The sequence below is a fragment of the Nitrosomonas sp. genome (assembly GCA_031316255.1).
GTDB lineage: Bacteria > Pseudomonadota > Gammaproteobacteria > Burkholderiales > Nitrosomonadaceae > Nitrosomonas.
The window spans coordinates 2,975,813-2,988,519 of record JALDQW010000001.1 but is presented as its reverse complement, the minus strand read 5'-3'; the positions used below and the strand labels follow the sequence as shown (position 1 = coordinate 2,988,519).

5 protein-coding genes are annotated in these 12,707 nt (G+C 48.8%); 2 read left to right on the top strand and 3 right to left on the bottom strand.

Annotation, left to right across the window (positions count from 1 at the left end):
• Window position 1 precedes the first annotated feature (1 nt).
• Window positions 2-874, bottom strand: a complete 873-nt coding sequence (locus MRK00_13280) for a GNAT family N-acetyltransferase (GenBank protein MDR4518344.1) — start codon at window positions 872-874, stop codon at window positions 2-4.
• Between the two features lie 479 nt (window positions 875-1,353).
• On the opposite strand from MRK00_13280, the gene MRK00_13275 reads away from it, so the two are divergent.
• Together MRK00_13275 and MRK00_13270 are read left to right on the top strand one after the other, a co-directional pair.
• Complete coding sequence (locus MRK00_13275; GenBank protein MDR4518343.1) at window positions 1,354-2,088, top strand: hypothetical protein; 735 nt, start codon at window positions 1,354-1,356, stop codon at window positions 2,086-2,088.
• 35 nt (window positions 2,089-2,123) lie between these two features.
• Window positions 2,124-3,428: a hypothetical protein gene (locus tag MRK00_13270; protein ID MDR4518342.1), complete on the top strand. Its 1,305-nt coding sequence runs from the start codon at window positions 2,124-2,126 to the stop codon at window positions 3,426-3,428.
• Window positions 3,429-3,504: 76 nt separating this feature from the next.
• Here the strand turns inward: MRK00_13270 and MRK00_13265 are convergent, their stop codons facing one another.
• Both MRK00_13265 and MRK00_13260 read right to left on the bottom strand, forming a co-directional pair.
• Window positions 3,505-4,152 carry a hypothetical protein gene (locus MRK00_13265; GenBank protein ID MDR4518341.1) on the bottom strand — a complete coding sequence of 216 codons (648 nt, stop codon included), beginning with the start codon at window positions 4,150-4,152 and terminating at the stop codon, window positions 3,505-3,507.
• 45 nt (window positions 4,153-4,197) lie between these two features.
• Window positions 4,198-12,537 (bottom strand): PKD domain-containing protein, encoded by an 8,340-nt coding sequence (locus MRK00_13260; GenBank protein ID MDR4518340.1) that lies wholly within the window; start codon window positions 12,535-12,537, stop codon window positions 4,198-4,200.
• Window positions 12,538-12,707: the final 170 nt, after the last annotated feature.

Genomic DNA, 12,707 nt, shown 5'->3' with positions numbered 1-12,707 from the left:
GTCAACCCAACTCAAAGGTCGTAACACCGAAGATACGCGCATGCGCGAGAGCGGGCGACGACCCCAGGTACATCCGCGCACACCCGAAAACCTCATTCATCCCGAACTGGCGTACAAGCTCGATTGCAGCGGTGTTGTTTTCGGGAACATCGAGATACAACGAACCGTTCGCAGCAAATGCTGCCAGACGTGAGTAAAGCGCCTTTGCTGACTGTGTATCGTCCGCGAACAGGGGGCCTATTTTGCAGCCTTCCCTGCAACGCCTCACCACGCCGTATCCTGCAAGCTTTCCTTCGCGTCGGCAGCCCAGTGCAAGGGCATCTGGCTGATTGATCCAGGCTTTCAGAAAAGCCGGACGCAACGCGGGGAAGCAGATACGGTCATATGCCTGAACCTGATCGAATGGGACGGATAACAACGGTATGATTTCTTCGTCATCATCAACAGTAGCCTGGTAATGCATCGGGATATCGGCACGAAACCGCATGTCGCGGTGCGAAAAAACGAAACCGCCTTTTGCATAATAACGCTGCATTTCGAATACGCCATCGAGCCCAATGCTCGCGCCCGGTTGCAGACGGGACAGAAGACGATCGCGGCGGGCATGCCAGAGTGTATTGCCAAGCCCCCGCCCCCGGAACTCGGGGCGGACAATAAAAAAACCCATGAAGCCGAACGCGCCATTATAGGATGTGATAGCGCCGCCGCCAATCAGCGCGTCGCCCAGTTCGGCAGCGATGAAGGCCTCGGGATCCGTAGCCCAGAATGCATCGGCATCATGAAGTCCCGGATTCCAGCCTTCTCGTGCAACCCATTCGACAAGCTCATCCACTTCGGGCCGTGTCATGTTTCGTATTACTAATTCATCCGGCATGGCGGTATTCCCATTACTGGCCGTTGAAAAACAATCCGTGTTGCCTCTACGGCAATAAAAATAGAATCGGAACACACATTTATTATGCATAAAAGCCGCTATTGCGTCTATTATTGCTGTGTAATTAATTCACTAATAACAACCGATTCTGTCATCTGTAGTGAGTCACTCATTACTGTGTTTTTTCTCACTGAATATTCAGTTCAATCATTTTATCTTTAGGGTACCTCTAAAAATTCAGAGTTTAAAACAAGACGAAGCGAGAACAAAAAATATTGACGCAGCATATGAGTGATATGTAAGGACACATTTTTTGTAAACAACGAAGTATTGTAACGAAACAGGGTAAGCAGGCAATCCGCTTTGCGGATGCTCGCAAATATGGATTTTTAGAGATGCCCATTAAATGGTATCAACAGTTCAAACAAGTATTGATTCGCCTTGTAAGGCTGACAATACTGTGTATGGAGGATAAGACCATGTTTATGAGAATTACTACGATTCTGATCGGAATTTGTGCGTTAGTCATTTCACAATCAGGCCTTGCAAATGATGTGAAACTTCGCGGCAAACCGTCCAATACCGAGTTTTCTGGCAAAGACGCATCACAGAAAGCGACGGTAGAAAAATCATTTTCCGACAACGATGCAATTTACGGCATTGTCGCGGGGGAAGATACCAATGACCCATGTTATTTGAAAGTCAATTTCCGCGACGTGACTACTGGCGCAACATCATCCAAGAGCTATAATGAATGCGATGGCCATAAAGAGGGCGATCTTGAAACGCTGACACTGCCAGATGGTGCCTTTGCGACGGGTGTTCGCGTATGTCTTAACAATGACGAAGACAAAATTAAGGGAATTCAGCTCATTGGTAATTATGGAGGCTGCCTGTTAGGCGCAGAGTCAGTCAGTGTTGTGCCACCGGATTGTTCTCCCCCGATCAAAATATCCGGTCACGATTACCAGTTGTGCAATACTGATCAACCCGCATACATCACGCGATCCTGTAACACTGAAATCGGGCCATCTTTCGAAAGAGCGAATTGTGTCGGTACAAATACCGGCAAGCCCGATAGTGATTGGAAGAAAACTGTGAAGTGCCCGCCCGGACAGGTCGCCACAGGCATGAAACTCAACACCCGTGCAGGAAGTGGCAATCGCCGGATGTACAACGGTATCTCACTGGTCTGCTATGAGATTTCCGAATGATAAATTTACAGAATCATAGTTATTGGAGAATAGCCATGTTACTTCAGAGATCAATTATTTGCCTATTTGCATGCTGGCTTTTCTTTGCTGCCAATCATGGCTATTCCCGTCAGTATCATTATGATTCTGGCTGTGACTGCTATGTACCCGATCAGTCCGTTCCCGATACGGGAACCGATACAACACCGAAAAATCCCAAGCCCAATCCTTTCATTCTGAAAGGAACCGGTGCCGATTCTGCGACAACCAAGCGCGATATATCTGAACCGGTTGAAGTCGTCCACAGACAACCGGACGGCCAATACGAAACACGTCGCTTCCGCTATTCGACGCCGAAAAACTTCAAGAACCGTACCCATCAAAGCATCAATCTCTGGTTTGTCTTCCACGGTGGCGGAGGGAACGCACTGACCATGCATAAGTTCTTCGATGAAGTCCCTCATGCCGCCCCAACCTTGATCGTGTATCCAGAAGCGCTGCAGGTTAATGAAGACAACATCCTCGATTTGAGCGAGAATTCGGATACCAAATGGCGTATGGCAAGATTGCCTGGTTCTGCTTCGGACCCAAACGCCTATCGTGATATTGCGTTTATTGAATGGATGCGATCAAAACTCCTGAAACATAATCCCCAACTAAGTGCCGCGCATGTTTATGCAACGGGATTTTCCAGCGGCGCCGGAATGACGTGGATGCTGTTGTGTTATCGTTCCGCATTGTTTCAGGGATTCGCGATGTATTCCCAGCAGCTTGGCGTGGAACGCAGGGACGGCGGTTGTGGCGATGGAAAATTACCCCATGCAAATGACAGCCGTACCGGTTATGAAAAATTAACCGGTACCCTGCCCGATCAGTACGGACACAGGGTTTCCACAGAACCAGGCACACCAGCGCAGAATGCGGCGACAAAAACGGTTTTTTATGCGCACGGAACAGCCGACAAAAATCTTATACGTACTGGAAACAGCGGATGCTGGCAACGTGGAGAATGTGACATATCCGAAGATCCATTGTTTTCCATGGACCCTGGTGGCTCACTTGAAACACGTGACGATATATCGACTGTTAACTGGCTGATCGCGCGGCATCAGCTTTCCTCAAAACCGAATTCGAGTGTATTTCTACCCGACAGCAATTTGAATGACGGGAAAAAAGTCATACAAAGAAGCTATTACGCCGAGCAGGAAGGTCGAATTACCCGGCATCAAGGTGCGCCAATCTCATGGCTGGAAAGGATTGGCGCCGAACACAACGTGCCTTCAGTCGAGCGCGGCGACGATTATGATCAATCCGTTTATACCCAGCGGTTTTTTGAAATTCACGCGGACATGCTTCAGTGAATTTCAACTGTTGCCTGGTGCAAATTTAACCCAACGCCTTGTGGCTTCCATTATATATGCTTCATATGCATGTAAATCAGCGCACTTCCTTCCTGGCCAAACGCCCCAGCCAAAGCATGGGCAAAATCATCAAAAGAAGAGTTATAGGCGCTGACACAACCGCATCAGCCGTTAATTGAAAAGACATATTGAGCGTTACAGCATCAAATTTCCAGGCATCACCATCAGTTTGGCGGCTCCAGCCGGTATTATTACCGGTTGCGCTTTCAAGCCAGTACCAATCCTGAGTACTATCGTTACTGAATACAGACAGATAGTAATTAACACCGCCTTGCAAGAGTTGGTTAACGCCCAGGTCGTATTGAAAAACGGTACTGCCAATTGAATCGACAAGCCCCCCGCTGCTATCGCCATTCCCTGTAAATATGGTTTCGAAAAAAGCATTGGTTTCGGGATTGCCGAAACCATCATCGGCAAAAAGCCGCACTGTGAAGGACTCAGTTGCAGGAACATCAGGATCATAGCTGCCCCACCAGCTGATAGTGGTGAGTTGAACGGTATTCGAAAACTGTAAATCGTCCGTTGCAATTTGCACGCCAGAAGGCCCGACACTTAAGCTTCCGTCTCCGCCATCAAATGGGGCTTGTTCCAGAACAACTGCTTGCGCTGTGATTGAAAACAAAAAAAGTAATATCAAAATTACTGCTAATCGAAATTTTTTCATTTCATTTCCTTACCTTTCCATTCATTAATAAACTTTATGATTTAATTATAGTGGAGTACCCACCAGTGTTATTTCACCAAACTCGAATTCTATGGCGTCAACCAGATAATCACTGGCATTAAAGGTACCGCCACCGAGGTTTTGCGGATCACTGAAATACTGTCCATCGCTATCGGACAAGCCGCCAAAGATAAAATCAGCATCATTGTAGACACCTGCGGTTAGAACAACCGATGAAAAACCTTGATCGTGGCTGAGGATGATTACTTGATCGCTGGAAAGTGCACCCGCACTGAATGTCAATTCATTGACGACCAATCCGGAATCATCCAGCAACTGTACGCGACCCGCATCAAAATGTCCTGCCGTGGCATCGCCTTCCAGACGGGAGAGGTCTACGGTGACTCGGGTTGCAGCCTGACCTAAATCGAAACGCAATGCTTCCGTGCCATCGATTTCCTGGCGGATGGTGCTAGAAATCAAGGATTGCCCACTTACACCCAGGTCACCGCCAAAAATATCGCCACCGCTCAGTACGCCCGAATTACGTCCATTCAATATTGCACTGCTCCACGGTTCAACTGTGTTGAGATAATCGGCTTTATGACTGATACTGACCGTTTCATCTGTCCAGGCGTTTTCCCAGATATTGGGGTTTGAGCGAGAAACGCGCAGTGGCGCATCGCCGATACGAACGATTTCAACCGGCGCTTCATTCACATTAACATCGAGATTCCCCGCGTTGTCATGCGTACCGTCTTCATCAACAAGATCAACACTAATAGTATTGCTACCCGCAGCCGCATAGACATGAGTTACAGCACCGGCCGAGCTGAAGGTATCTGTCGTACCATCACCCCAATTGACAATATAGCTCGCAACAGTATCGTCGCCCGGATCTGTGATTGCGCCCAAATTCAAGGTATAAGTGTCACCTGTATTGGTTTCCGAAGCACCGGCCAAGGCTATCGTCGGTGCGACATTGTTGACAGTCACATTTAACGTACCTGCCGCTGTATGTGTACCGTCTTCATCCACCAGATCGACACTGATTACCGGAATACTTGCACCGTCGGCAAACACATGATCGACATTTCCACCAGCTGCCAGTACTTCCGCGGCCGTCAGCGTAGTATTTGTCGTACCATCGCTCCAGTTGATGATGTAGTCCGTTACGGTATCCAGTCCCGGATCGGTGACCGCACCCAGTGCCAGGGTGTAGACCGAACCTTCGTCTACCGATGGATTGCCGCTTAGGGCTATCGTTGGAGCAATGTTGTTCACATCCATAATGAATTGTTGTGTATCCGAATCTCCAGCTTCATCGGTCACTGTAACGCTGACGTTATGGCCGGCAGCGCCATCGCCAAAGATGTGGTTGATGTCAAAGCTGTTCAGACCAGATGCAATCAATCCATTCTCAACCGCAGAACCATCACCCCAGTCTACGCTGTATGTCCAGCCGTCGGCATTGGCGTCCTCACCATCGGTGAAAGTAACGGTGCGATTGAAAGCGCCACCTTCATCGATGGCTGCATTATTACCCGCATTGACTGATACTCCTTCCGGTGGAATTGTTACCAGGAAGCCAAAAGTCCCGGCGTTGTGAGTACCATCCTCATCAACAAGATCAACACGGATTTGTGGGTTATTATCACTACCATCATATACGTGATCAATATTACCACCAGCAGCCAATACTTCTGCGGTAGTCAGTGAGGTAGTTGACCCATCTCCCCAGTTGATGATGTAGTTTGTTACCGTATCCAAACCTGGATCTGTAATTGCACCCAGTAATAACGTAAAGGTTTCTCCTGCACTTACCGATGCATTTCCGTTAAGTACAATTGATGGCGCAACATTATTCACGTCAACAATAAATTGTTGCGTATCAAAATCTCCTGCATCATCAGTCACTGTGACACTAACGTTATGGCTGGCAGCGCCGTCGGCAAAGATATGGTTGATGCCAAAACTGTTCAATCCGGCTGCAATTGCGCCATTCTCAGCAGTCGATCCATCACCCCAATCAACCGTGTAAGACCAACCGTCTGCATTGGCGTCTTCTCCATCACTGAAATTAATTGTTCGACCAAACAGACTGCCTTCGTCAATTAATGTATTACCTCCGGCATTGACTGACACTCCAGCAGTTGGCTCGTTGACCTGAACAGTCAAGCTTCCTGCATTGATAAACGTGCCATCTTCATCTATCAAATCAACTGTTACCGTGTTGATTCCCGATGCCGTATAGACATGCGTAACATCGCCAGCAGCACTAAATGCTTCCGCAGTTCCATCACCCCAATTGACAATGTAACTTGTAACTGTATCATCACCCGGATCGGTGATTGTTCCCAGATTCAGCGCGTAACTAACACCGGCATTCACCTCAGAAGCACCGGCCAAAGCTATCGTCGGTGCAACGTTGTTGACGATTACACTCAGCGTTCCCGCTGCAAAATGCGTACCGTCTTCATCCTCCAGATCGACACTGATTACGGGATTACTTGCGCCATCGGCAAACACATGATCGACATTTCCACCGGCTGCCAGTACTTCCGCAGCAGTCAGTGTGGTGCTTGTGCTGTCTCCCCAGTTGACAACGTAACTCGCAACAGTGTCGTTACCAGGATCGGTTATCACACCCAGTGCCAGGGTGTATACCGAACCTTCATCTACCGACGGATTGCCATTTAGGGCAATGGTTGGCGCTACGTTGCTGACGTTCACTGTGAATTGTCCGATATCCGAATCGCCTGCTACATCCGTGACCGTCACATTCACATTATGGTTTACATCACCGTCGGCATAGATATGATTGATATCAAAACTGTTAATACCTGCGGCAATTGCACCTGTTTCAACTGCAGAACCATCACCGTAGTCAACGCTGTAAGTCCAGCCATCCGCATTACTGTCCTCACCGTCGGTGAAAGTAACTGTACGATTCAAAGTGCCGCCTTCATCGATGATAGCATTATTTCCCGCATTGACAGACACACCATCCGGCACCGCATTAACCAAAACATCAACTGCTCCGGCATTGATATGTGTACCGTCTTCATCCACCAGATCTACGCTGATCGTTTGAGTACCGGTCGCCGTATAGACATGCGTTACATCGCCTGCTGTATTAAAGGTATCGCTGGAGCCATCACCCCAATTGACAATATAGCTGGTAACCGTGTCAACTCCCGGATCGGTTATCGCACCCAGGTTTAATGTGTAACTTGCACCGATATTCACCTCGGGAGCACCGGCCAGGGCTATCGTCGGCGACACATTGTCAACATTAAGCTGGAATTGTTGCGTATCAGAATCGCCAGCAACATCGGTTACCGTTACGCTGACTGTATGTGATGCATCGCCGTCGGCAAACAGGCGGTTGATATCAAAACTGCTTGCGCCGGCTGCGACAACGCCATTCTCAGCAGCAGAACCATCACCCCAGTCCACACTGTATGACCAGCCATCTGCATTAGCATCGAGATCATCTATAAAGCTGATTGTACGGTTAAAAATACTGCCTTCACTGATCGTTGCATTATTTCCAGCATTAACTGTTATTCCCTCGGGCGGCGGCAAAACATCGCCATCAAGTATGGTTACAGTTCCCGTGGCACCAGCCGAACCATTGGCAATTTCAGACGTTGGTGTTACGGTCAACGCAAACGTTTCGCTTGGCTCATCAATATCATCACCAATAACCGGAATATGCACCGCAGTAATTATCTCGCCTGGCAAAAACGTTACAGTTCCGCTTTGTGCAGCATAGTCCGATCCTGCAACAGCCGTATCATCCGCAGTCTGGTATTGGAATGTCAGGATTTGGTCAGATGGACGGGATAAATATACCGGCACAGCCACTTCACGGGTTACACCATCTGCACCTTCGACAATTTCCACATTACCGACAAATAAGCCGCGATTGTTTGCAACACCGTCATCATCCATAATCAGACCGACAGCCTGTATTGTATTCACACCATCGGGGAAAACAGCATTCTCAGGGCTGAACAATTCAACGACAACACTTTCATCCGTCTCATCACTGGTATCGCCAAACACCGTGATATTTAACGTCGCACTGCTTTGTCCGGCAAATATGCGGACAAAACTGAATTCCTCTACGTAGTCTACCCCGCCTGTCGCCGTACCTTGGCTATCCAACGTTCGATACGGTATGTCCACCGTATTCGTCGCAGGTTCTGACAACGTCACTTCAAACTCAAGCTGGCGAGTGCTGCTAGGGCCTTCTATCGTTCTTCCACCTGAAATACTGATCTCAGGCAACGAGGCGCTGGTGTCATCATCCAGTATCACTGCCGTACCAACCGCGCCATCGACGCCGTTGGCTATGTCCGATGTCGGTGTGAATACCAGATTGAAGAATTCGTTGGCTTCAGCCACAGTGTCGCCGATTAACGGTACTGCTACACTTTTTAGTGTTTCACCCGGCGCAAAAGTCAGCGTGCTTGCCTGTGCCTGATAATCCTGTCCAGCCAGCGCTGAACCATCCGAAGTTGTGTAATTTAACGTGATAGCACTCGTTGACGGACGAGACAGTTGTACCTCGAATACCGCTTGTTGAGAACCGTCGTCGCCTTCGACTATCTGCACTTGGCTGACAAACAATGCCCGATCATTGGCTGTGCCGTCATCGTCCAGAATTATGCCGGTAGCCCGCAGTGTTTCCGCACCGTTGGCAAATACCGCGTTCTCCGGGTTATAGAGTTCAACAACAACACTTTCATCCGTCTCATCACTGGTATCGCCAAACACCGTGATATTTAACGTCGCACTGCTTTGCCCGGCAAATATGCGGACAAAACTGAATTCCCCAACATGATCAACACTACCTATAGCCGTACCCTGACTATCCAGGGTGCGATACAGAATATCCACCGTATTCGTCGCAGGCTCGGACAACGTCACTTCAAACTCAAGCTGGCGAGTGCTGCTAGGGCCTTCTATCGTTCTTCCACCTGAAATACTGATCTCAGGCAACGAGGCGCTGGTGTCATCATCCAGTATCACTGCCGTACCAACCGCGCCATCGACGCCGTTGGCTATGTCCGATGTCGGTGTGAATACCAGATTGAAGAATTCGTTGGCTTCAGCCACAGTGTCGCCGATTAACGGTACTGCTACACTTTTTAGTGTTTCACCCGGCGCAAAAGTCAGCGTGCTTGCCTGTGCCTGATAATCCTGTCCAGCCAGCGCTGAACCATCCGAAGTTGTGTAATTTAACGTGATAGCACTCGTTGACGGACGAGACAGTTGTACCTCGAATACCGCTTGTTGAGAACCGTCGTCGCCTTCGACTATCTGCACTTGGCTGACAAACAATGCCCGATCATTGGCTGTGCCGTCATCGTCCAGAATTATGCCGGTAGCCCGCAGTGTTTCCGCACCGTTGGCAAATACCGCGTTCTCCGGGTTATAGAGTTCAACAACAACACTTTCATCCGTCTCATCACTGGTATCGCCAAACACCGTGATATTTAACGTCGCACTGCTTTGCCCGGCAAATATGCGGACAAAACTGAATTCCCCAACATGATCAACACTACCTATAGCCGTACCCTGACTATCCAGGGTGCGATACAGAATATCCACCGTATTCGTCGCAGGCTCGGACAACGTCACTTCAAACTCAAGCTGGCGAGTGCTGCTAGGGCCTTCTATCGTTCTTCCACCTGAAATACTGATCTCAGGCAACGAGGCGCTGGTGTCATCATCCAGTATCACTGCCGTACCAACCGCGCCATCGACGCCGTTGGCTATGTCCGATGTCGGTGTGAATACCAGATTGAAGAATTCGTTGGCTTCAGCCACAGTGTCGCCGATTAACGGTACTGCTACACTTTTTAGTGTTTCACCCGGCGCAAAAGTCAGCGTGCTTGCCTGTGCCTGATAATCCTGTCCAGCCAGCGCTGAACCATCCGAAGTTGTGTAATTTAACGTGATAGCACTCGTTGACGGACGAGACAGTTGTACCTCGAATACCGCTTGTTGAGAACCGTCGTCGCCTTCGACTATCTGCACTTGGCTGACAAACAATGCCCGATCATTGGCTGTGCCGTCATCGTCCAGAATTATGCCGGTAGCCCGCAGTGTTTCCGCACCGTTGGCAAATACCGCGTTCTCCGGGTTATAGAGTTCAACAACAACACTTTCATCCGTCTCATCACTGGTATCGCCAAACACCGTGATATTTAACGTCGCACTGCTTTGTCCAGCCAAAATACGCACAAAACTGAATTCCTCTACGTAGTCTACCCCGCCTGTCGCCGTACCCTGGCTATCCAACGTTCGATACGGTATATCCACCGTATTCGTCGCAGGCTCGGACAACGTCACTTCAAACTCAAGCTGGCGAGTGCTGCTAGGGCCTTCTATCGTTCTTCCACCTGAAATACTGATCTCAGGCAACGAGGCGCTGGTGTCATCATCCAGTATCACTGCCGTACCAACCGCGCCATCGACGCCGTTGGCTATGTCCGATGTCGGTGTGAATACCAGATTGAAGAATTCGTTGGCTTCAGCCACAGTGTCGCCGATTAACGGTACTGCTACACTTTTTAGTGTTTCACCCGGCGCAAAAGTCAGCGTGCTTGCCTGTGCCTGATAATCCTGTCCAGCCAGCGCTGAACCATCCGAAGTTGTGTAATTTAACGTGATAGCACTCGTTGACGGACGAGACAGTTGTACCTCGAATACCGCTTGTTGAGAACCGTCGTCGCCTTCGACTATCTGCACTTGGCTGACAAACAATGCCCGATCATTGGCTGTGCCGTCATCGTCCAGAATTATGCCGGTAGCCCGCAGTGTTTCCGCACCGTTGGCAAATACCGCGTTCTCCGGGTTATAGAGTTCAACAACAACACTTTCATCCGTCTCATCACTGGTATCGCCAAACACCGTGATATTTAACGTCGCACTGCTTTGCCCGGCAAATATGCGGACAAAACTGAATTCCCCAACATGATCAACACTACCTATAGCCGTACCCTGACTATCCAGGGTGCGATACAGAATATCCACCGTATTCGTCGCAGGCTCGGACAACGTCACTTCAAACTCAAGCTGGCGAGTGCTGCTAGGGCCTTCTATCGTTCTTCCACCTGAAATACTGATCTCAGGCAACGAGGCGCTGGTGTCATCATCCAGTATCACTGCCGTACCAACCGCGCCATCGACGCCGTTGGCTATGTCCGATGTCGGTGTGAATACCAGATTGAAGAATTCGTTGGCTTCAGCCACAGTGTCGCCGATTAACGGTACTGCTACACTTTTTAGTGTTTCACCCGGCGCAAAAGTCAGCGTGCTTGCCTGTGCCTGATAATCCTGTCCAGCCAGCGCTGAACCATCCGAAGTTGTGTAATTTAACGTGATAGCACTCGTTGACGGACGAGACAGTTGTACCTCGAATACCGCTTGTTGAGAACCGTCGTCGCCTTCGACTATCTGCACTTGGCTGACAAACAATGCCCGATCATTGGCTGTGCCGTCATCGTCCAGAATTATGCCGGTAGCCCGCAGTGTTTCCGCACCGTTGGCAAATACCGCGTTCTCCGGGTTATAGAGTTCAACAACAACACTTTCATCCGTCTCATCACTGGTATCGCCAAACACCGTGATATTTAACGTCGCACTGCTTTGTCCAGCCAAAATACGCACAAAACTGAATTCCTCTACGTAGTCTACCCCGCCTGTCGCCGTACCCTGGCTATCCAACGTTCGATACGGTATATCCACCGTATTCGTCGCAGGCTCGGACAACGTCACCTCAAACTCAAGCTGGCGGCTGCTGTTATCCCCCTCTGAAATTTCTAATACAGAGACAATTCTATTTATTGATATTACAGGCTCAAGTGTATAAGAATATTTTGCTCTCGAATCGACGTGAAATGGATTAGAAACTTCGAAATGATTAGTAAATCGATTTAAATCCCAGTTTTGTCCTTTTTCCTGACGCCCTATCGGTAAACTCGAAGCCGCGACTGCTACTCCGGTTAAGTCTCCCAGTGCACGAATAAATTCTTGGCCTGTTTCTCCATAAGCCAAGCTGCAACCATAAATACAAATTTTCGCATCGGATGTTAATGAATTACGCCAACCAATCAGTTCATCGGCACAGTCATCAAGTGTGGCATGATCAACAAGACTGTTGGAAAAATGGATTTGCCCCGGTGATGCATGCGTTACCAATACAATTTCTTTCACGGGTGCATTTGCCAGCAAGGCCTCTGCAATTTGTGAAATAGGATCGATTTCAGGGTTGAGGCGGACGAGTTCGTACTCAGAATCCCGGTTTTTCAAAAGTAAATCTGAATCCAGTACACCTTCATCAATGAACAGTAACTTATTCTCATTCATTTTTCTCTTTGCTTTTTGAAACATCTTTCCTCCCGTAATCTTTATTCACAAAATATTTCTTACTCGGACTTAGAATCTATTTATGACTTCAAGAAAATGTAGTGATAAATATAGCGCGACCATTACCAAACGAGCTGACAGAAACCGGGCTGATCGCTGTTTTTGTTATG

Bases quoted from the DNA above. Each gene is read 5' to 3' on its own strand.
- MRK00_13280 (MDR4518344.1), bottom strand. From the start codon at position 874: ATGCCGGATGAATTAGTAATACGAAACATGACACGGCCCGAAGTGGAT.
- MRK00_13275 (MDR4518343.1), top strand. From the start codon at position 1,354: ATGTTTATGAGAATTACTACGATTCTGATCGGAATTTGTGCGTTAGTC.
- MRK00_13270 (MDR4518342.1), top strand. From the start codon at position 2,124: ATGTTACTTCAGAGATCAATTATTTGCCTATTTGCATGCTGGCTTTTC.
- MRK00_13265 (MDR4518341.1), bottom strand. From the start codon at position 4,152: ATGAAAAAATTTCGATTAGCAGTAATTTTGATATTACTTTTTTTGTTT.
- MRK00_13260 (MDR4518340.1), bottom strand. From the start codon at position 12,537: ATGAATGAGAATAAGTTACTGTTCATTGATGAAGGTGTACTGGATTCA.